19 protein-coding genes are annotated in these 19,329 nt (G+C 63.0%); 9 read left to right on the top strand and 10 right to left on the bottom strand.

What is annotated here, in order from left to right; genetic code table 11:
* Nucleotides 1-4: 4 nt before the first annotated feature.
* Nucleotides 5-1,258: a CynX/NimT family MFS transporter gene (locus LIY36_RS24220; RefSeq protein WP_226457447.1), complete on the top strand. Its 1,254-nt coding sequence runs from the start codon at nucleotides 5-7 to the stop codon at nucleotides 1,256-1,258.
* Here the strand turns inward: LIY36_RS24220 and LIY36_RS24215 are convergent, their stop codons facing one another.
* From LIY36_RS24215 to LIY36_RS24175, 9 genes are all read right to left on the bottom strand, one after another.
* On the bottom strand, nucleotides 1,259-1,900 hold the full coding sequence (locus LIY36_RS24215; RefSeq protein WP_226457446.1) for a DUF1120 domain-containing protein: 642 nt from the start codon (nucleotides 1,898-1,900) through the stop codon (nucleotides 1,259-1,261). It abuts the gene before it with no gap.
* Between the two features lie 10 nt (nucleotides 1,901-1,910).
* The gene (locus LIY36_RS24210; protein ID WP_226457445.1) at nucleotides 1,911-2,528 is read right to left on the bottom strand and encodes a DUF1120 domain-containing protein; all 618 of its coding nucleotides are present in this window, start codon (nucleotides 2,526-2,528) and stop codon (nucleotides 1,911-1,913) included.
* 9 nt (nucleotides 2,529-2,537) lie between these two features.
* Complete coding sequence (locus LIY36_RS24205) at nucleotides 2,538-3,665, bottom strand: DUF1120 domain-containing protein (RefSeq protein WP_226457444.1); 1,128 nt, start codon at nucleotides 3,663-3,665, stop codon at nucleotides 2,538-2,540.
* An 11-nt stretch (nucleotides 3,666-3,676) separates the two neighbouring features.
* The gene (locus tag LIY36_RS24200) at nucleotides 3,677-6,127 is read right to left on the bottom strand and encodes a fimbria/pilus outer membrane usher protein (protein WP_226457443.1); all 2,451 of its coding nucleotides are present in this window, start codon (nucleotides 6,125-6,127) and stop codon (nucleotides 3,677-3,679) included.
* Nucleotides 6,128-6,219: 92 nt separating this feature from the next.
* Nucleotides 6,220-6,957: a fimbria/pilus chaperone family protein gene (locus LIY36_RS24195; RefSeq protein ID WP_226457442.1), complete on the bottom strand. Its 738-nt coding sequence runs from the start codon at nucleotides 6,955-6,957 to the stop codon at nucleotides 6,220-6,222.
* Between the two features lie 2 nt (nucleotides 6,958-6,959).
* Entirely contained in the window at nucleotides 6,960-7,589 is a 630-nt protein-coding gene (locus LIY36_RS24190) for a DUF1120 domain-containing protein (RefSeq protein WP_226457441.1), read from the bottom strand.
* Nucleotides 7,590-7,670: 81 nt separating this feature from the next.
* On the bottom strand, nucleotides 7,671-8,294 hold the full coding sequence (locus LIY36_RS24185; protein WP_226457440.1) for a DUF1120 domain-containing protein: 624 nt from the start codon (nucleotides 8,292-8,294) through the stop codon (nucleotides 7,671-7,673).
* Nucleotides 8,295-8,327: 33 nt separating this feature from the next.
* Nucleotides 8,328-8,951, bottom strand: a complete 624-nt coding sequence (locus LIY36_RS24180; RefSeq protein ID WP_226457439.1) for a DUF1120 domain-containing protein — start codon at nucleotides 8,949-8,951, stop codon at nucleotides 8,328-8,330.
* A gap of 37 nt (nucleotides 8,952-8,988) precedes the next feature.
* Entirely contained in the window at nucleotides 8,989-9,630 is a 642-nt protein-coding gene (locus LIY36_RS24175) for a DUF1120 domain-containing protein (protein WP_226457438.1), read from the bottom strand.
* A gap of 490 nt (nucleotides 9,631-10,120) precedes the next feature.
* Here LIY36_RS24175 and LIY36_RS24170 point away from each other — a divergent pair, with 490 nt between their 5' ends.
* From LIY36_RS24170 to dacB, 8 genes are all read left to right on the top strand, one after another.
* Complete coding sequence (locus tag LIY36_RS24170; protein ID WP_329959630.1) at nucleotides 10,121-10,864, top strand: response regulator; 744 nt, start codon at nucleotides 10,121-10,123, stop codon at nucleotides 10,862-10,864.
* 198 nt (nucleotides 10,865-11,062) lie between these two features.
* Nucleotides 11,063-11,701, top strand: a complete 639-nt coding sequence (locus tag LIY36_RS24165) for a response regulator transcription factor (protein ID WP_226457466.1) — start codon at nucleotides 11,063-11,065, stop codon at nucleotides 11,699-11,701.
* Nucleotides 11,702-11,896: 195 nt separating this feature from the next.
* Nucleotides 11,897-12,535: a DUF1120 domain-containing protein gene (locus tag LIY36_RS24160; RefSeq protein ID WP_226457437.1), complete on the top strand. Its 639-nt coding sequence runs from the start codon at nucleotides 11,897-11,899 to the stop codon at nucleotides 12,533-12,535.
* 100 nt (nucleotides 12,536-12,635) lie between these two features.
* A complete protein-coding gene (locus LIY36_RS24155) occupies nucleotides 12,636-13,106 on the top strand; it encodes a nuclear transport factor 2 family protein (protein ID WP_226457436.1) in 471 nt (156 codons plus the stop codon).
* 36 nt (nucleotides 13,107-13,142) lie between these two features.
* Nucleotides 13,143-13,415 (top strand): GIY-YIG nuclease family protein, encoded by a 273-nt coding sequence (locus LIY36_RS24150; protein WP_226457435.1) that lies wholly within the window; start codon nucleotides 13,143-13,145, stop codon nucleotides 13,413-13,415.
* 75 nt (nucleotides 13,416-13,490) lie between these two features.
* Nucleotides 13,491-14,426 (top strand): glutathione S-transferase family protein, encoded by a 936-nt coding sequence (locus LIY36_RS24145; protein ID WP_226457434.1) that lies wholly within the window; start codon nucleotides 13,491-13,493, stop codon nucleotides 14,424-14,426.
* A 109-nt stretch (nucleotides 14,427-14,535) separates the two neighbouring features.
* A complete protein-coding gene (locus tag LIY36_RS24140; protein WP_226457433.1) occupies nucleotides 14,536-16,956 on the top strand; it encodes a TonB-dependent siderophore receptor in 2,421 nt (806 codons plus the stop codon).
* Between the two features lie 159 nt (nucleotides 16,957-17,115).
* Complete coding sequence (gene dacB, locus LIY36_RS24135) at nucleotides 17,116-18,546, top strand: D-alanyl-D-alanine carboxypeptidase/D-alanyl-D-alanine endopeptidase (RefSeq protein ID WP_226457432.1); 1,431 nt, start codon at nucleotides 17,116-17,118, stop codon at nucleotides 18,544-18,546.
* A 1-nt stretch (nucleotide 18,547) separates the two neighbouring features.
* Here dacB and LIY36_RS24130 read toward each other — a convergent pair whose 3' ends face one another.
* On the bottom strand, nucleotides 18,548-19,327 hold the full coding sequence (locus LIY36_RS24130) for an IclR family transcriptional regulator (protein ID WP_192297498.1): 780 nt from the start codon (nucleotides 19,325-19,327) through the stop codon (nucleotides 18,548-18,550).
* Nucleotides 19,328-19,329: the final 2 nt, after the last annotated feature.

Genomic DNA, 19,329 nt, shown 5'->3' with positions numbered 1-19,329 from the left:
ATCCATGACCTCCGAAACCAAGCTTGAAGAACTGTTGATCGACGCCGAAGCGGACGATGCGGTGGTGCAGCACGCCCACCCGCAGGTGAGCCGCCCATGGCTGTTGCTGCTGGGGTTGATCCTGGTGGCGTTGAACCTGCGCCCGGCTTTGTCGAGCATGGCGCCGCTGCTCAGCGAGGTGTCCGCCAGCCTGGGGTTGTCAGCGGCCAAGGCTGGCTTGCTGACCACTTTGCCGGTGCTGTGCCTGGGGTTGTTCGCCCCCTTGGCACCGCTCCTGGCTCGGCGTTTCGGCGCAGAGCGCGTGGTGCTGGGCATTTTGCTGACGCTGGCCGCTGGCATTCTCCTGCGCAGTTCCTTCGGTGAAGTCGGGCTGTTCGCCGGCAGCCTGATGGCCGGTGCCAGCATCGGCATCATCGGTGTGTTGCTGCCCGGTATCGTCAAGCGAGATTTCGCCAAGCAGGCAGGGGCCATGACGGGTGTCTACACCATGGCCCTGTGCCTGGGCGCGGCGGTGGCGGCGGGGGCGACGGTGCCCCTGAGCCAGTATTTCGACGACAGTTGGAATATCGGCCTGGGATTCTGGATTGTACCTGCCGTGTTGGCGGCGTTGTTCTGGCTGCCTCAGGTCGGGCACAAACAGGGGAATCACCGGGTTGCCTACCGCGTGAAAGGGTTGCTGCGTGATCCGCTGGCCTGGCAAGTCACCTTGTACATGGGCCTGCAATCGTCCCTGGCGTACATCGTGTTTGGCTGGCTGCCGTCCATCCTGATCGGCCGCGGCCTGAGTGCCACCGAGGCGGGGTTGGCGCTGTCGGGTTCGATCATCGTGCAGTTGATCAGCTCCCTCGCCGCGCCTTGGCTGGCCACCCGTGGCAAGGACCAGCGCCTGGCCATCGTGGTGGTGATGCTGCTGACCCTCGGCGGTTTGTTCGGTTGCCTGTATGCGCCCATCGAAGGGCTGTGGGGCTGGGCGATTCTGCTTGGCCTGGGCCAAGGCGGCACCTTCAGCCTAGCGCTGACCTTGATCGTGCTGCGCTCACGGGACTCCCATGTGGCGGCCAACCTGTCGAGCATGGCCCAGGGGTTCGGCTACACCCTGGCGTCCCTGGGGCCGCTGGCGGTGGGCGTCCTGCATGACTGGACCGGTGGCTGGGGAGCCACCGGTTGGGTCTTCGCGGTGATCGGCGTCGGTGCGATCGTCACGGGGTGCGGGGCAGGTCGTGCCCAGTACGTCGGCGTCACCAGCGAGAAGGTCTGATTACAGGTACACCACTTCCAGCGTCGCGGAGCCGTCCATGGGGGTCTCGACGCTCAGGTCCAGGTTCTGCTTGGCATTGATCACGGCTTCCAGGGTCAAGGTACTCGTCAGGTTCCGGATGGCCGAAGGCCCGGCGGTGCTGCCCGCCACATCGGTAAAGCCCAGCAAGCTGCGTGAGCCGATGTCGATGGGGTTGGTATTGGACGTACGCCAGGCCACGCCGCCGGTGGTCGATTCGGTGCCATAGGCCACTGCCAAGTCATCGGCCACGGTTTGCTTGGGGTCGAATTTGACCGAGTACACGCCAATCTTGTTGCCCGCGCTGTCCAGGCCCAAGCCGTAGTAGATCTCGCTGTTGACGTGGGCCGTGCCGTCTCGGTTGTCGGCCATGCGCAGCGCATAGCGGCCGGGGGCATTGCAACTGACGGTCAGGGTCAAGGACTTGAGTGGCAGCCGGGTGCCCGTGGCCTGGTTGAGGTCCTGCTGGGAAATCTTGCCGAAGTCGATCAAGCCACCGCCGGACAGCACCGGGGTGCAGGCCATGGGCGTGATCAGGCCGCCGACGGTCAGTTCGGCGGTGGAGCCGGCATGGGCGGGCATGACATAGGTAAGCCCGGCCACTGCAATCAGCAACATTTTCATGGTTCAACTCCTATAGGTACTTCATGGTCAGGGTCATGGACCCGTCGATGGGAATCTCCTCGGCCAGGGGCAGCGTATTGGCCGGCGCGATGCTGGGCTCGATGTACAGGAATGCTGTCAGTAGCTTTATCGGTGCAGGCACCGGCACCGTCGGAGTCGGCGTGAATGCGGTCAGAAAGTGCGGTGACAGCAACTTCGCGGGTGCCCACGAAGTGGGGCCACTGGAGCCGATGGGGTGCATCTGGACGCCGTCGGCCACCACTGAGTAGACGCTCAATGTCATGGAGCCCAACCGGGTGACGCCATTGATCAACCCCAGGCCGAACTTGAAACTCTGATCGCCGGCATAACTGGAACCCAGACGATTGTCCCGGGGTTCCAGGGCCAATAGGGTGGAGGCTTCGCAGTTGATCGTCAGTTGCAGGCTGTGGGGCGGTAGAACGGTAGGTGCGTCGAGCGTTAGCTCGCGGGCGGCGATTTTGCCCAGGTCGTACAGGCCGCCATTGGGCAGGCTCGGTTCACAGGCACTGGGGGTGACCAGGCCGGTGATATTGAGGTCAATACCGGAAGCGGCCTGGGCTGTGTTGACCCAGGTAAAGACAGCGAGGGCGATCAGCAAGGGTTTCATGTCGCGTTCCTATAGATAGATGATTTCGAGGGTGCCTGAGCCGTCCAGCCGGACCTCATTGCCCAGGTCCAGCGAGCCCAGGGGGGCAATCACGGCCTCCAGGCTCAGCGTCGCATTGAGGTTCTGAATCGCGCTGGGGCCGCTGGTACTGCCGGAGGTGGCGCTGAAGCCTAGGTAGCGATTGGCACCGACTGCCGCGATGCGCGCGCTGGCACTGCTCCAGGGCAGGCCACCGCTGGCGGAATCGGTGGAAAAAACCGGGCCTAAGCTGTCGGCCGTGATCCGGCTCGGATCGAACAGCAGCCGGTAACGCCCGATTTTCTGCTGCCGGGCGTCCAGGCCCAGCCCGTAGGCGCTTTCATCGGCGATGCCGGTGGCGGAGCCCTGGCGGTTGTCCTGCATGCGTACGGCGAATGCCGTGGGCCCATCGCAGATGACACTGAGCGACAGCGCCCTTGGCGCCAGGACGGTGTCTTTGTCCATGCTCAGGTCGCTGACCGACAGCTTGCCCAGTTCCACATGGCCGCCATTGGACAAGGTGGGGGTACAGGCCGCAGGTGCAAAGTGTGCCAATAGCCGCAGCTCCCGTGAACGCCCGGCGGCGAGGGCCTCGAACAGCCCGGCGGTGTCCCAGGTCACGGCGTCGCGCACCTGTGTGGCCGCCTCGCTGGCCCAGGCGCTGGCGTCGATCTGCAACGACAGGTTGCGCCCTGTTACCACGACGCCACCCCGCATCGGCACGACGCCATGGTCCGGCGGCCAAGGCAGTTGCGCGCCGGTCGTGGAGGGCGCCTGGCCCGGGCCCGCAATCTGGCCAAGCTCCACCGCCTGACCATCCAGCACCGCATCGCTGACCCGCAAACCGTAAGTGCCGCGCTCGGTAAAGCGGAACCGTTCGGGCCCGGCGCCGGGCCCTCGATAGAACAGGCTCAGATCGCTGGGGTGCGGGCAGTTCAGCGTGAGACTGATCCGCCGCTCTCCCAGCCATCGCTCCGCCGCCGGGGTCACGGCCGTGGCGCGGTTCATCAGGCCGAAGTCCAGCTCTGCCTGGCTGAGGTTGAGTTGGCATTCGTCCGCCCCCCAGGCGCCGGCACTCGTCAACAGAGCCAGGGGATACAGCAGGTGTTTCAGGCCCATGACAGGACTCCTCATGACGGGCGGCACCGGGCCGGTGCGGTTTCGAAATACACCTCGGGGTCGGCGTCTTCCGGCAGTTGGAACTCCAGGCGGCAGCGGGGCTGTCCTGGCGGCTTGACCCAGAGCGGGCGCGGGTCCAGCACATCGGGCAGGAACACTTGGCTGCCTTCCTGCACCAGGGTGACGAACTCACCCTCGGCGGTACTGACGGTGGCGCCCCGTGGCAGCGGCTGGCCGCTGTCGGTGGTGACGTTGAGCAGTGCGCGGCGCGTGAGGGCCACACCAAATTGCACCTTGTCCACCGCTCCGCGGCCGGCGGAGATCATCGCCAGACCGTTGTGGATATCGGCGTTGCGCGGCAGCGAGCGGGTCTGCACTTCCACCGGACTGCGGCCATAGGCGTTGAGCTGCGGCACCACGGCCTGGCCTTGCCAATCGGTCCAGACTGGGCCACTAGGGGTGCTGACCTTGACCCCGGCCATCTCGCCCACCGACATCACGGCGAAGGTCTCGCGCACCGGGTAGGGCGAGAAGGTCACGCCGTCGCCATGCACCACCACGCCGCCACGGGCGCCGCCTTGGTAGCTGGAGCGCTCGTTGTCGGAGCGGGTGTAGTTGAAGTCCAACTGGCTGTACCACGGCAAGGCCGATACGCCGAGCGACGACTCCACTTCGCGGTCGCGACTGTCGCGTTCCACCCCCACCCGGTAGCTGAGTTGGTCGTTGAGTTGTTCGCTTACCCCGGCGCCCAGTCGATGTTCACCGCCAGTGTGGCGAGCCCAGGCACGTCCTCGACGGCTTTCGCCCAGCGGCACACTCAGGTTCAGGTAGACGCTGTTGTCGTTCTGCTGGCGCCCCCCCACTTGCCACTCAGCGCTCGCCGACACGGACACCCGGCCAAAACTGCGGCCCCAGGAGGCGAGCGCACGGCTGCTGCTCTCACCGTTGTACGACGCCGTGCGCGAGACGCCGGCACTGAACGCCCCCAGTGCCGGATGCGCCCAGGACGCGGTGAAACTTTGCTGGTCGCGGTAACGCGAACGCTGCTGGTCGCGGCTGTTGCCGACGTAGGTGGAGTCTTCCAGGTCGCGATAGCCCTGGGAGCGCCACGAGCCGCTGGTACTCAGCGACCAACTGTCGTTCAGGCGCTGAGACCAGGAAAGGTCGGTCTGTACCCCGCGATCACGCCCCTCACGGCTGGCCTCGGCGGCCTGGGTGGTGAACTGCAACTGGCTGTCCTGCCAGGGTAGCCAACCCAGGTTCACGCCAACGGCACGATACGCATCGGCCATCAGCCCGCCACCGCCCACGCTGACTTGCGGGTGCACCGTGCCGCTCCAGCCGGCACTGACCACCCAGGGCTCCTTGCCGTCGCTGTCGCCGATCTGGCGCACGCGGCCGGCGGCCACCGAATAGCCTGGTGCCGGCAAGCCCAGGCCGAGCATGCCGGCGGGCACGGTGAAGCGGCGCTCCTCGCCGGTGGTTTCCTTGACCGTGACTTCCACGTCGGCGCGGCTGTTCAAGCGTCGCACATCGGTCAGGGCGAATGGGCCGGCGGGTACCACGGTTGAGTGGATCAGTGCGCCGTTCTGGCGTACCTCCACCTGGGCCGGGCTGTTGGCGATACCGGTAATGGTTGCGCCTTGGTTCTGGTCCTGCAGCGCCGTTTCGGTCAGTACCTGGGCACCGGTGATCTGTGTGCCGGCCAGTACCGGGTTGTAGAGGCTGATCTGACCCGCTTGCAACACCGTCTGCTGCTCGGCGAAGGTGCGTTGGGCGTAGGCGTCCAGGTGCGTGGTGCGCGAGCGGCTGTCTTGCCAGGTTTTTACCTGGCGGCTGCGTACGATCCAATCACCGGCGTTGAAACCCACCTCGGTATTGGCCGAGCCGAAGCGGCTGGTGTTGTCGCCGAACTCGTTGTAGAGACCGGTCAGGTCGTAGTTGAGCAGGCCGGCGAAGCCGCCGGTCTGGTAGCCGGAGATGTCCTGTTGCGCAGGGCGCACGGCGTCGGTCGGTACCACCAGGGCCAGGCTCAGGCTGGCGGGGTCTTGCTCGATCACGGTCTGCGGGAAGCGTTCGGTAAAGCGATGGCAGGTCGGGGCGCCGTCGTCATCGGGCACGATCAGGTTTGCGGCATCCAGCAGTGTGCGGTTGAAACACAAGCCACCCTGTGGCTCGAAGGTTACATCCACCCGGCCACGGCGCTGGCCGTTGACCTTCAGGTTGACGGCGTGCCGGCCTGCGGCAAAGCGCGGTGCCTCCAGCAACAGGTTGGCCAGTTCCGGGTCGATGCCGCGTCTCGACAGGGTTTGGGGGTCGAAGGAGCCGGCGATCAGGTCGTCATGGGCCAGTGCCTCTCCCATGGGCAGTGCACTGCCCAACGCCAGGGCCAGCCCCGCCAGAATATAAGGTGCCGGGCGTGGTGAAACGCCAGGCACGGCGCCGCCGTCGCGGTCAGTCATTGCTGTGCTCACAAGGTCGTACTCAACAGTTGGCGGCCCGCTCACTCTGTGGTGAGTCAGGCCTGATGGTGGCGTTGGCAGGCCACTCTTTTTTATAGGGTGATCGGTGCTTCGTAGGGCGCCACGGCAAAGCCGTAGACCGTGGCCGGCTGCAACTGCACACGGTTCGCACCGCTGCCGCTGGCCGTCACCTTCAGGGTTTCACCCGGCAGCACGTATGTGCGCGGCAACAACGCCGAACCGCCACCGGGCAACAGCTTCAATTCCTGGGCCAGGCGTACCACGTAGGGCGTCGGGTTGCTGACGCTCAGTTGGTCGCGGCTCAGGCGCCACTCCAGGCCGGTCCAGGGTGTGCGGTTGGGCGCCAGGCCCTTGGGATGCAGAATCACGGGTAGGTTCTGGCGCACGGTGACGCCCACTCGCGCATGCCCGGCCTGCGCGGTGGAACGCCCCTGAGGCATGCCTTCGAAAATCACCCGCTTCAAGCGCTGGGTCGTCAGCGGCTCCGCTGATTGCAGGATGAACCGGATCAGTTGGCTCTTGGCCGGCTCGACCCTTGCCAGGGGGGGCGTGACAAACAGCAGCGAAGCCTTGTCCTCGGGGATGTCTTCCAGTGTCACGTGCAACAGGGCCAGTTTGTCGTCGGTGTTGGTGACCGTCACCGAGGCTTCGCCATCGGCCTCGTTGACGATCACCACCGAGGTGTCGGGCACCATGCCATCGGCCAGTACCAGTGCAGGCGCGCCGCATGCCAGGGCGAGTGAGGCGAGGTAAATGCCGGCGTAGCGCAGGTACGTGAACAGTCGGGTAAAAAAGGGTAGGGGATTCATGGCTACAGATACCTCAGGTCAAGCACGATGGACCCGTCCAGGGGCACCTCCTGCTTGAGGGTCAAATAGGCGGCGGCGTTGATGGACGTGTTGACTTGCAATGTGGCCGTCAGCAGCCGGTGCGGCTCCGGCACCAGCGTGCCGGGATGGGCAAAGCCCATGTAGTTGTTCGGGTAGGCGTTGGATTCCGGAAACCAGGTCAGGCCCTGGTTGCTGGACGCCAGCACCAGCACGCGCTCGCCATCGCCCATCACCTCGCGAAACACCAGGGACACAGTGCCCAGTCGTTCGGTCGGGGCGTGGATGTTGGTGCCTAGGCCGTAGTAGAAACCTGGGCCCAGGGATGAATCGGCGCGGTTGTCCATGCCGACCAGTACGAACAGCACCGGTTCGTTGCAACTGACCGCCAGTTCCAGGACCTGGGTCGGCAGGGCGCTGTACTCGTATTGGTTGAGGCTGCGTGCCGGTACCCTTCCATGGTCGACAATGCCGTTGGCCGATAATGTGGGGGCGCAGGCACTGGGCGTGATCAAGCCCGTGACGTTCAGTTCGGTACTGGACGCTGCCAGCACCGACGAGCCGACGCTGAGCAGATAAAACAGGGCAAGAAGGCGTGAAGAAACGTGCTTCATGGAGGAGGTTCACCGGTTGCCTGGTTCAGGGGGCAAGGCGCGACGACGACAGGAGGGGGCTGTCGTCGCGCGCTTCAGGGGTTACAGGTAGCGCACGGTGACGGTCACCGAGCCGTCGATGGCGGCTTCGTTGGTCAGGGTCAAGCCACTGGCCGGAGCGATCTTGGGTCCGACACGCATTTCCGAGGTCAGCACCTGGACCGGGATCGGTGCATCGGCGCTGGTGTTGGCGACCGAGATCAGGTTCTCGGGCATCAGGTAGCGCTCAGTGAACCAGGTGACACCGCCGTCCTCGGAACCAATGGCTTTGACTGCAACGCCATCAGCTATAGGCGAAAGCAGTCGCAGGGTCATGGCGCCGAGTTTTTCGGTGTCGTTGATCAAACCCAGGCCGAATTCCATCATGTCGTTGCCGTGGTTCGACCCGGCGCGGTTGTCGTCGGCGTCGAGGGCCATCAACGTCGCCGCGTCACAGGTGACGGTGAGCTGCAGGGATTGTTCGGCAAGTGGGGTCATCTGATCGATGTTCAGGTCCTTGGCCGAGATCTTGCCGTAGTCCACGGTCCCGCCGTTGGACAGTGCCGGCGTGCAGGCGCTTGGGGTGATCAGGCCCTTGACCGTCAGGTCGACACTGGACGCAGCAAACGCAGTGGCGCTACTGGCGGCCAGCAGGGCGACGGCGACGGATTTGAGTACGGTGTTCATGGTGAGGCTCCAGGTTGAGATGAAAAGAAGGCGTTACCAGTACTTGAGTTGCAGCGTGGCCTGACCATCGATGGGCACTTCGTCGAGCAGGGTCAGGTCGCTGGCGGGCACGATCACGGTGAATGCCCGCAAACGTGCGTTGAGGGTTTGCAGGGCCATCGGGGTGTAAGGGCCTGCAGGCGGGGCGAACGAGGTCAGGGCCGCATGCCCCAGGTACGAGGACGGACGCCAACTGGCGCCGTTGTCGCGGGACAGGATGGTTTGCACCGGCACGCTATCGGCCACCGGGTCGAACACGCCAAACGCCACGCTGCCGAGTTTCTGGTCGTCGTTGATGATGCCCAGCCCATGGTGTGCCGGGTTGATCGCCGAGCTGCCGGCGCGGTTGTCGACGGTGGTCAGGGTGAAAAACGTCGCCCCCTCACACTGCACCTGTAGCTGCATTTCCCCGGCTTGCAGGCTGGTCGGGAAGTCCGGGTGCAGATCCTTGGCCGTCAGCTTGCCGTGGTCGATCACGCCACCGCCGGACAGCACAGGCGTGCACGACGCCGGGGTGATGATCCCGGTGACGCTCAAGTCCTGGCTGCTGGCGGCAAACACGCCGGGTGAGCAGGCCGCCAGCAGAATGGCGAAGGCGACCGAGGGGGTTCTTTCCATGGGCACAAGTCCTTGTGAGTGGGCGGTTGGGGGAGAGTCAGAGGTACAACAGGTCCAGTGAAGCGCTGCCGTCCAGGGGCACTTCTTCCCTTAAGGGCAGATCTTTGCTGGGCGCGACGAAGGTGATGATCTGCAGGTCGGCCGTGACTGCGCGCAGCGCTTTGGGAAAGTAAGGGCCACCGACACCTGGGGTATCACTGAATGAGTTCCAGTAGGTGTGCCTCATCATGCCCCCCGCGAATTTCGACCAGCTCTGGCCTTGATCGAAGGAGTGGATCGGGAACACGTCGGAGTCCGCGACAGGGTTGAGCAAGTCAAGGGAGTAGCTGCCTAACTTCTGGGTACCGTTGACATAGCCCAGGCCGTAGTACCACGTGAGGTTAGGGAAGAGTGACGAGCCAAAACGGTTGTCCTTGGCGTTCAGGGCAAACAGAGTCGGGGCCTCACAGGCGATGCTCAGTTGAAGTGTGGCGGGGGCGAACTCGGTAGGGGTGTCGACCGACAGGTCCTTGGCGGGAATCTTCCCGTAGTCCACGGTGCCCCCTTGGGTCAAGTTGGGTACGCAGGCACTTGGCGTGATACTTCCCTTGACGGTCAGATCCACGTTGCTGGCGGCCAGTACGCAAGACGTACCGCCCAGCAGGACGGCAGCCACCAGCGTGGCGAGTGAAGCTTTCATTGAATGGGGCTCCTAGGCGTTTTTAAGGGACAGGGAGCTCTAGGCGGTGCGCTGAGGGAGTGGCAGTGTGGTTGTTTTAAGCCCCCTCGCGCCTTCTTGAGCCCGAGCGACGGCGACTTTAGCGGTGGGGCCTGCGAGGGTGAATGCAACTATTACGATAGTGCTCGCCGGTGTTGCTGGCGCGTTGGAAGGCCTCTTTGTGTCTGTAGGAAATTCTGCGTTGTCGTAGTTGTTGTATCGCCATCATCTACCCGCTCGGATACTTTCTGCGCACTTAAATAATGGCTATTCACTCATTTGAATGGCTGTAAAGGCCCTTGCGCGAAAAAATCGAGTGAGGTCGACCGACAGGTCGGCAATCGTCGTCCCTTGCTGGGCTGACGCGCTGATCGTTTTGCACGAGGTAGCTATGCAGGATCCGACTGCTGGCTGTAGTCCGCAATGCTTTCCCCCGTCAGTGTCCCCGCCTGTCCATTGGCAGAAGGTGCGGGTGTTACTGGCAGACGATCACCGGGCCTATCGTTTGTTGATCGGCTCTTTCTTGAGCACGCTGGGTGTGGCGCACCAAACCGTCGGTGACGGGCAAGCGGCCCTTGATGCATTGGCCGCACGACCTTTTCATCTGCTGATCAGTGACTGCCGTATGCCTGGGATGGATGGCTATGCCCTGACACGGGAGCTGCGCCGTCGTGAGAACCGGGCTGGAACCGCACGTCTGCCAGTGATCGCCATGACGGCCGGCCTGGATGCCGAGCAGATGCGCCGTTGCGTTGACTGCGGCATGGATGACTGGATGCTCAAACCCGTCACCCTTGAGCAATTGCGTGAAGCGCTGCTGTATTGGTTGCCCGACCCCGAGTCCCGTGTACACCCAACAAGGCATGCGGCCAATTTGGCACGTATGCATGGCTGGTTGCCGACGCGCGCCAGCCTTATTGCCAGTTTTGGCTTTTGGGAGGTGGTGGAGCCCTTGTTGTTCTGCTTGCTCCAGGAAGCGCACGATGACCTCACCGCGCTTGGGCAGGCGCGCGAAGCCTTGGACGTCAAGCTGACCGTCGAGCATCTGCACCGGCTGGTGGGCGGGGTAGCTTTTTTAGGCGATACCGGTCTGGAGCAACGTGCAATCCGCTTGATCGAGCGGGTCCGGCGCAGTGGTATCGCGGCCAATAAACCCCTGCTGGAACGGTTCGAGCAAGAAATCGAACGGTATCTGTCTTACTTGGCCAATCTGTAGCGTCCTACATAAATAAGAAGGAGGTTTCCTTTCTGTCGTGTAGGTTGTTTCTGTACTCCAATTCTTTTTATGCTGTAGGCATAAGTTTTCGCCGCATAAATAAAGGGCGCACCGGAAATCGGATTGTTTCCAAGTGTTGTTGTAACAAGCGTGTCGAGGTATTTTGAAAAAACTCAAATTGCCATCATGGATAGCACGATGTTTCGGATAATGATTGCCGACGATCACCCCATTGTTCGTGTTGGTCAAAAAGTGGTCATCGAGGCCAGCGGCGTGTTCAAGGTCGTTGGGGAAGCCAATGGTCCCGACCAGCTCCTGGCATTGATGGCGACTACGCCATGCGATGTGATTGTGACCGACTTTGCCATGCCCGGTGACCAACAGGCAGACGGTTTTGGCTTGCTGGGACTGCTACAGCGCCAGCATCCGACGCTGCCGGTGATTCTGGTGACCATGTTCGCCAACGTGGCCACGCTCAGGGCTGCTTTCAGCCACGGAGCCCGCGCCATTGTGGCCAAGAGCGCCTCCGCGAGCGAGCTGCCGTTGGCCCTGAAAGCAGTGATCCACGGGCGCACATTTGTCAGTGAGTGCTTGCGTACCCAATTGGATATGGCGGGTGCCAGCAGTGATCAGCCGCCCCAGTTATCCGGCAAAGAGCGTGAGGTTGTACGCATGTTGGCCAGTGGCATGACCGTCAGCCAGATTGCCGCGCAAGTCAATCGCAGCATATCGACGATCAGCAAGCAGAAAAGTACGGCGATGTTACGCCTGTGCATTTCCACCGATGTGGATTTGTACGCCTATGCTCGAGAGAGTGGCATGGTGCCAAAGAGTTGATCGCGTTCTTGATCGCGCAAGTGTTAGTTGTATTCAGATAGGTTGGAAGTTTGCCGTATTCGTAATACTTGTATTTGGGAAGTTTGGTGTCGGGATTAGAGTGGGTGGGTGTTATTGCTATATAGGGCGATGACACTAATCCTCTAGTCCGACAAATTAACCTGTTTTGCAGGTTGTTAGTGTGAGCAACTTTATATGAAACAGTCTTTGAGTCTAATGGCTGCGGCCATCGTGCTGTCTGCCATTTCCCCTGTGTATGCCGCGTCTAGCGTGGACTTGAGCGTCTCCGGGACCATCACTCCGTCGGCCTGTACCCCAACGCTCTCAGCGGGTGGGGTTGTGGACCATGGGAAAATATCGGTTCAGGACCTGGGTAACGCGCCGACCCCGCTCCCGGAAGCGGTCCTGCAATTGGCGATCAATTGTGAAGCCGCGACATTGGTTGCTATCAAGGGCACAGACAACCGTGCAGGCACTTCCGCAGAATCTGACATCGGGCTGCCCAACTACGGCTTGGGACTGACCTCCGGCAACAAGAAAATCGGCTGGTACCGACTGAAAATGCTGAACGCACTCGCTGACGATATTCCCCGCGCAGTCATCGAGTCCATCGATGGTCAAACCTGGATGGATGCGCCAGACGGCACGATCTGGCAGCCGAGCTGGATGCGTTCCCTGACGGGCGCAGCGGGGGTTGGTGCGGTTCCACTGCCCATGCAAATGTTTACGACGGATGTGGTGGTTGCAACGACCATCACTGACAAGCGGGAACTTCCTGTCGCCGAAGAAATCCTGATCGATGGCAGCGCCACCTTGGACATCGTCTACCTGTAACACTCCGTGCATCACTCATTCGGTTGGCGAATGCCCATGGCTTTCCCCAGCATCGCGGATTATCGTGCAGCTCACCTGCCGATAATCAAGGAGCCTGCCCATGAGTGAAGCCCACACCGCCCTGATCACCCACTTCTATGCGGCATTCCAACGCCTGGACGCCGAAGCCATGGCCGCTTGCTACACCGATGACGTGGTGTTCAGCGACCCGGCCTTCGGCGAACTGCACGGGCGCGATGCCGGTGACATGTGGCGCATGCTCACCACCCGTGCCAAGGACTTTTCCCTGACCTTTGACAATGTGCGTAGCGACGAACGCAGTGGCGGCGCGCATTGGGTGGCGACCTACCTGTTCAGCGCCACCGGCAACACGGTGGTCAACGATATCCAGGCACGCTTTGTGTTTCGCGACGGCAAGATCTGCGAACACCACGACAGCTTCGACCTGTGGCGCTGGTCGCGTCAGGCGTTGGGCACCAAGGGCTTGTTGCTGGGCTGGACACCGTTGGTGAAAAACGCAGTGCGTGCCCAGGCATTGCGCGGTTTGAAGGCATTCCAGGCCAGTCGTTGATAAGCTTGGCGCCTCTTTGCCTTGCCGAATCCATCTGTGAACACGCCTGAACCCAAACCCTGGTTTGTCTACCTGGTACGCGCCGCCAACGGCTCGCTGTATTGCGGCATCAGCAATGACCCGCTGCGCCGTTTTGCCATGCACCAGAGCGGCAAGGGCGCACGCTTTTTCCTGTCCAGCCCGGCCATGGCACTGGTGTACACCGAGCAATGTGCAAGCAAGGCCGAGGCGCTGCGTCAGGAGCGGTTGATCAAGAAGCTGAAGAAAAGCGCCAAGGAATGCCTGGCGGCCAGTGGCTCATTGATTTGACTGATGGGTTCCCATCGCCCCCAACCAGGATTTTGCAGGCTAAGCTAGCGGCTCACTTCTGGAGCGGAGTCCGGCATGTCTGAGCTTATTCTTCACCACTACCCCCAATCCCCCTTCGCCGAAAAAGCCCGTCTGTTGTTGGGCTTCAAAGGCTTGTCTTGGCATTCGGTGCTGATCCCGCCAGTCATGCCCAAGCCGGATTTCACCGCGCTCACCGGTGGCTATCGCAAGACTCCGGTGCTGCAAGTGGGCGCCGATATCTACTGTGACACCGCCTTGATCGCCCGCCGCCTGGAGCAGGAAAAAGCCGCCCCCGCGCTGTTTCCCCAACGCTTGGAACTGGTCACCCAAGGCTTCGCCGCCTGGGCCGATTCGGTGGTGTTTTCCCATGCCGTGGCGCTGGTGTTCCAACCTGAGTCCCTGGCGGTCAAGTTCGCCAAGGTGCCGCCGCAGATGCTCCAAGTGCTGGTAGCCGACCGCGGCAAACTGTTCAGCGGCGGCACAGCGGCACGTGTGCAATTGGACCAGGCCCTGCACCAATGGCCGGCGATTGTCAGTCGCATCGATCAGCAATTGAAGCACCAAGCCGGGGATTTCCTGTTCGGCGAGCCCTCCATTGCCGACTTCGCCCTGGCCCACCCGTTGTGGTTCCTCAAAGGCTCCTCGGTGACATCGCCGCTGGTGGACGCTTACCCGCCTGTTGCCGCCTGGCTGGACCGCGTGTTGGGCTTCGGCCATGGCACCTCCAACCAGATGAGCGCCGAGCAGGCCCTGGAGGTTTGCCGCAACGCCACGCCAGCCCCTCTGCCGGATGAAGTGTTCGAAGACTTGAACGGTTTCACCCCAGGCCAGCAGGTGAGCATCAGTGCCACCGACTACGGCACCGATCCGGTTGCTGGTGAGTTGCTGTTTACCGGGCGCGAAGAACTGATCCTGCGCCGCAGCGACGAACGTGCTGGCACCGTGCATGTGCATTTCCCGCGCATGGGTTTTCGCATTCAGGCGCAATAAACAAAATATTTTGCAAAGTAAGGTGAGGTAAACCGGCGGCCCATACGTGTAGTGCTTGAAACTGCGATCAATTCGCATTAACAGCGTTTTCTACACGGGTTCTCACAGCATGAAGTTGACGGCGGGCGGTTGGGTTAAACAGTGGCTGGGAGCCTCGGTATTGGCGGTCTCGGGGTTGGCGTTGCTGCCCCTGGCCGTGGCGCAGGCGCAGGAACAACAAAGCACCCAGTTCACCTTTGCCCTGGCAGCCAAACCGCTGCCCCAGGCCCTGAGCGATTTCAGCCGGGTCACCGGGATCAGCGTGATCTACACCGATGAAGCGCCCTACGGTCTCAGCGCCCCGGCGGTCAACGGGCAGATGAGCGCGACCCTGGCCCTGCAACGCCTGCTCGGCAACTCCGGTTTCACCTTCCGCCAGATCGACGCCCGCACCCTGGCCCTGGAACCCGCGCCGACCGAAGGCGCAGTCAACCTCGGCGCCACCACCATCAGCGGCGTCGGCCAGCAGACCCAGGACAGCACCAGCTACCAGCCGCCGCCCACCAGCTCGGTGATGCGCTCGCGCGGCCTGCTGCTGGAAACCCCGCAAACCGTCAACGTCGTCCCCGCCCAAGTGCTACGCGACCAGACCCCACGCAACCTGGATGACGCCCTCGGCAATATCAGCGGCATCACCCAGGCCAACACGCTGGCCAGCACCCAGGACGCGGTGATGCTGCGCGGTTTTGGCGATAACCGTAACGGCTCGATCATGCGCGACGGCATGCCCGTGGTGCAGGGTCGGGCGCTGAACGCCACCGCCGAGCGCGTCGAAGTGCTCAAGGGCCCGGCGTCGTTGCTGTACGGCATCCAGGACCCGGGCGGCGTGGTCAATATCGTCAGCAAAAAACCGGAACTGGTGCAGTCCACCGCCCTGACCGTGCGCGGCTCGACCTTCGGCGACGGCAAGAATGGCAGCGGCGGCAGCCTCGACACCACCGGCCCGATTGGCGACAGCGGCCTGGCCTATCGGCTGATCGTCGACCATGAAGACGAAGACTACTGGCGCAACTTCGGCACCCACCGCGAGACGCTGGTGGCGCCGTCCCTGGCCTGGTACGGCGACAACACCAAGTTGCTGTTCGCCTACGAGCACCGCGAGTTTCTCTCGCCGTTCGACCGCGGCACCGCCATCGACAAGTCCAACCACCCGCTGGACATCCCGTCCACCCGCCGGCTGGATGAGCCCTTCAACAATATGGAAGGCCGTTCCGACCTGTACCGCTTTGAAGCCGACCACGACCTCAACGACGACTGGAAGGCCCACTTCGGCTACAGCTGGAACCGCGAAACCTACGACGCCAGCCAGGTACGCGTCAGCGCCGTGGCTACCAACGGCGCACTGACGCGCAGGATGGACGGCACCAAAGGCGCGATCACCACCGACCGCTTCACCACCGCCAGCCTGGAAGGCAAGGTCAACGTGTTTGGCCTGCAGAACGACCTGGTGTTCGGCATGGATGACGAATACCGCAAGATCTACCGCGCCGACCTGATCCGCCAGAACTCGCGTGGCTCGTTCAACTACTACAACCCGGTCTACGGCAATGAAGTCGCGGGCACTAACGTCAGCGCCGCCGACAGCGCCCAGACCGACCTGCTGCGCAGCGACTCGCTGTTCTTCCAGGACGCGATCCACCTCACCGACCAGTGGATCTTCGTCGCCGGTGCGCGCTACCAGATGTACGACCAGTACGCCGGCAAAGGCGTGCCGTTCAAGGCCAACACCAACGGCAATGGCCAGGCCTGGGTGCCGCGTGCGGGCCTGGTGTATCGCTACACCGATGAGTTGTCGTTCTATGGCAGCTACACCGAGTCGTTCAAGCCCAACTCCACCATCGCCGCCCTGGCCGATGGCAGCACCTTGACCGGGGACCTGACGCCAGAGCGATCCAAGTCGTGGGAACTGGGGGCCAAGCTCGACATTCCTGGGCGCATCACTGCCAGTGCGGCGCTGTTCAATATCGACAAGCGCAACGTGCTGGTGTCGTCGGAAGTGGCGGGGAGCACCATTTATAGCCTGGCTGGCCAGGTGCGCTCCCGCGGCCTGGAACTGGACGCCAGCGGCCAGTTGACCGACCAATGGAGCCTGATCGGCAGCTACGCCTATACCGACGCCAGGGACACCAAGGACAAAGATCCGACCCTGGAAGGCAACCGCCTGCAAAACGTCGCCAAGCACACCGGCTCGCTGTCGGTGGCCTACGACTTCGGCAGCATTTTCGGTGGCGACCAGTTGCGCGTGGGCACAGGTGCACGCTATGTCGGCGAGCGCGCGGGTGACGCGGCCAACGACTTCACCTTGCCGGGCTACACCGTGGCGGACGCGTTTGCCACCTACGACACCAAGATCGACGGGCAGAAGGTCAAGTTCCAGCTCAACGTGAAGAACCTGTTCGACCGCACCTACTACAGCTCGGCGGCCAGCCGCCTGTTTGTGTCGATTGGCGATGCGCGGCAGGTGTCGGTGTCCAGCACGTTGGCGTTCTAAACCTGGCCCCTGTGGCAAAGGCGCTTTGCGCAGCAGTCCTCGTCTTTCCAAGCAAAGAGCCGGGGCCGCTGCGCGACCTGACGGCAGCAGGCTCCCTCGCCACAAGGGAAGCGAGCTGGTAGCGTGGCCGCACTGATTTTTCGCGGAAACACCTTACTGATGCCATTTGGAAAGTTGATCTACACCAGCGCACTTCTGTTGTTACTCAGCGGTTGCGCCAGCGTTTCGCAAACCACCTCCCTCGACCAACTCCTGGCCGACCCGGCGCTGCACGGCGCCACGGTGTCGCTGACGGTGCGTGATGCCCGCAGTGGCAACATGCTCTATCAGCACAACCCACGCACGCGTCTGGTGCCGGCCTCCAACCTCAAGTTGTTGACCACGGCGGCGGCGATGGATGTGCTGGGCCCGCAATACCGTTTTGCCACGCAACTGTTGAGCAATGGCACCCGGCAGGGCGAGCGCCTGGGCGGCAATCTCTACCTGCGCGGCCTGGGCGACCCGACCCTGCAATGGGCCGACTATCAGGCCCTGGCCGCGCAATTGGCCAGCCAGGGCATCCGCCAGGTGCAGGGCGACCTGGTGTTCGACGACAGCTGGTTTGATGCCGAGCGCTTGGGGGTCGACTGGTCCCACGATGACGAAAGCACCTACTACGGCGCGCAGATTTCGGCGCTGACCGTGTCACCCAATGCGGATTTTGATGCAGGCACCGTGCTGGTCACGGCCAAGGCGCCGGTGCGGGTCGGCCAGCCGGTGGGCGTGGAGATCTTCCCTCCCACCGACTACCTGCAACTGAGCAATCGCGCGGTCAGCGGGCCAGGCAACAGCTATGGCATCAACCGTCGCCACGGCACCAACCTGCTGCAGCTCAGCGGTGCGCTGGCGCCGGGTAAACAGAGCAAGCAACTGCTCAGTGTCTGGGAACCGACGCAATTGGTCGCCAACCTGTTCGAGCAGGCGCTGGCGCAGCAGGGCATCACCGTGCTCGGCCGTCGCGTGATGGGCGGCGCAAGCCCGGCCACGGCGAACGTGTTGGCCGAGCACCAGTCGGCGCCGTTGCAAGAATTGATTACGCCGCTGCTCAAGCTGTCGAACAACAATATGTCCGAAGCCTTGCTCAAGGCCATGGGGCGCAAAGCGTCGAATAGCGGGACAGCGTCGGCAGGCGTGGTGGCGGTGGCGGGCTTCATGCAGCGCCAGGGGCTGGATACGACGATGTTGAGGCAGGTTGACGGCTCGGGCCTGTCGCGGCTGAACCTGGTGTCTTCGCAAACCCTCACCGACCTGTTGCTGGTCGCAAGCAAACAGCCCTGGTTCGACGCCTGGTACAACGCGCTGCCGATTGCCGGCAACCGCGATCGCATGACCGGCGGCAGCCTGCGCTGGCGCCTGCGCAAGACCCCGGCGGCAGATAACCTGCACGCCAAGACTGGCTCCATGGTCGGAGTCTCTTCGTTGGGTGGCTACATCACCGACGCCCACGGGCGCCGCTGGGTGTTCTCGATGATCAGCAACAACTACCTGGCCAGTGGCGCGCAGATCAAAGCCCTGGAAAACCGCGTCGCGCTGACCCTGGCCAACTGGTGACTCAGGGCTGATAACCCATGCGCCAACTCACGGCCCGGGTCGCGGCCAGCAAGTGCTGCGCCGCCGGGCCGTCTTCATCGGCGTGGAACAGCGAGGTGGGACCGACCACGGTCATCACCGCCGCCACTTGCCCGACGGCGTTGAACACCGGCGCCGACAGTGCATCCACACCCGGCATCAGCAAGCCATGCACAAAGTGCAGGCCACGGGCGCGGATCTGTTCGCACGTGGTCGCGTAGGCCTGATCGTCGGCCAGGGCGTGGGCGATACCGGCCTGGATCTCCCGTTCACGCAACTCCACGGTTTCCCGCGAGGGCAGGAAGGCGCTGAATACCAAGCCGGTGGACGAACTGAGCAGCGGCAACACCGAGCCCAATTGCGTCACCACCGTCACCGCACGCACTGCCGGTTCGATATGCACCACGGTCGCGCCCTGGTTGCCCCATACCGCCAGGAAGCAGGTTTCATTCAGCTCATCGCGCAGTTCCGCCAGGGGCAGGGCGCCGACTTTCAACACGTCCATGCTGCCCAGCGCCGCCAGGCCCACGCGCAACGCTTCGCGGCCGAGACCGTAATGGTTGGTGGCGGTGTTCTGTTCGGCAAACCCCGAGGCGATCAACGCCTGAAGATAACGATGCACCTTGCTGGCCGGCATTTGCACATGCTCGGCCAGGCGCGACAGCGACGTGGCCGGCGACAGTTCGGCCAGGGCCTTGAGGATGTCGGTGCCCACTTCGGCCGAGCGGACTTTCTGTTTGCCTGTGTCGCGGGGCTTTTCCATGG

Source organism: Pseudomonas sp. AF03-9 (assembly GCF_020515815.1).
In the GTDB taxonomy this organism is placed as follows: Bacteria; Pseudomonadota; Gammaproteobacteria; order Pseudomonadales; family Pseudomonadaceae; genus Aquipseudomonas.
The sequence above is the reverse complement of the archived record's forward strand: the minus strand, read 5'-3'. Positions and strand labels throughout refer to the sequence as shown.

What these genes read in the sequence shown, in the direction of transcription:
- LIY36_RS24220 (WP_226457447.1), top strand. Translation starts at nt 5, where the DNA reads ATGACCTCCGAAACCAAGCTTGAAGAACTGTTGATCGACGCCGAAGCG.
- LIY36_RS24215 (WP_226457446.1), bottom strand. Translation starts at nt 1,900, where the DNA reads ATGAAAATGTTGCTGATTGCAGTGGCCGGGCTTACCTATGTCATGCCC.
- LIY36_RS24210 (WP_226457445.1), bottom strand. Translation starts at nt 2,528, where the DNA reads ATGAAACCCTTGCTGATCGCCCTCGCTGTCTTTACCTGGGTCAACACA.
- LIY36_RS24205 (WP_226457444.1), bottom strand. Translation starts at nt 3,665, where the DNA reads ATGGGCCTGAAACACCTGCTGTATCCCCTGGCTCTGTTGACGAGTGCC.
- LIY36_RS24200 (WP_226457443.1), bottom strand. Translation starts at nt 6,127, where the DNA reads ATGACTGACCGCGACGGCGGCGCCGTGCCTGGCGTTTCACCACGCCCG.
- LIY36_RS24195 (WP_226457442.1), bottom strand. Translation starts at nt 6,957, where the DNA reads ATGAATCCCCTACCCTTTTTTACCCGACTGTTCACGTACCTGCGCTAC.
- LIY36_RS24190 (WP_226457441.1), bottom strand. Translation starts at nt 7,589, where the DNA reads ATGAAGCACGTTTCTTCACGCCTTCTTGCCCTGTTTTATCTGCTCAGC.
- LIY36_RS24185 (WP_226457440.1), bottom strand. Translation starts at nt 8,294, where the DNA reads ATGAACACCGTACTCAAATCCGTCGCCGTCGCCCTGCTGGCCGCCAGT.
- LIY36_RS24180 (WP_226457439.1), bottom strand. Translation starts at nt 8,951, where the DNA reads ATGGAAAGAACCCCCTCGGTCGCCTTCGCCATTCTGCTGGCGGCCTGC.
- LIY36_RS24175 (WP_226457438.1), bottom strand. Translation starts at nt 9,630, where the DNA reads ATGAAAGCTTCACTCGCCACGCTGGTGGCTGCCGTCCTGCTGGGCGGT.
- LIY36_RS24165 (WP_226457466.1), top strand. Translation starts at nt 11,063, where the DNA reads ATGTTTCGGATAATGATTGCCGACGATCACCCCATTGTTCGTGTTGGT.
- LIY36_RS24160 (WP_226457437.1), top strand. Translation starts at nt 11,897, where the DNA reads ATGAAACAGTCTTTGAGTCTAATGGCTGCGGCCATCGTGCTGTCTGCC.
- LIY36_RS24155 (WP_226457436.1), top strand. Translation starts at nt 12,636, where the DNA reads ATGAGTGAAGCCCACACCGCCCTGATCACCCACTTCTATGCGGCATTC.
- LIY36_RS24145 (WP_226457434.1), top strand. Translation starts at nt 13,491, where the DNA reads ATGTCTGAGCTTATTCTTCACCACTACCCCCAATCCCCCTTCGCCGAA.
- LIY36_RS24140 (WP_226457433.1), top strand. Translation starts at nt 14,536, where the DNA reads ATGAAGTTGACGGCGGGCGGTTGGGTTAAACAGTGGCTGGGAGCCTCG.
- dacB (WP_226457432.1), top strand. Translation starts at nt 17,116, where the DNA reads ATGCCATTTGGAAAGTTGATCTACACCAGCGCACTTCTGTTGTTACTC.
- LIY36_RS24130 (WP_192297498.1), bottom strand. Translation starts at nt 19,327, where the DNA reads ATGGAAAAGCCCCGCGACACAGGCAAACAGAAAGTCCGCTCGGCCGAA.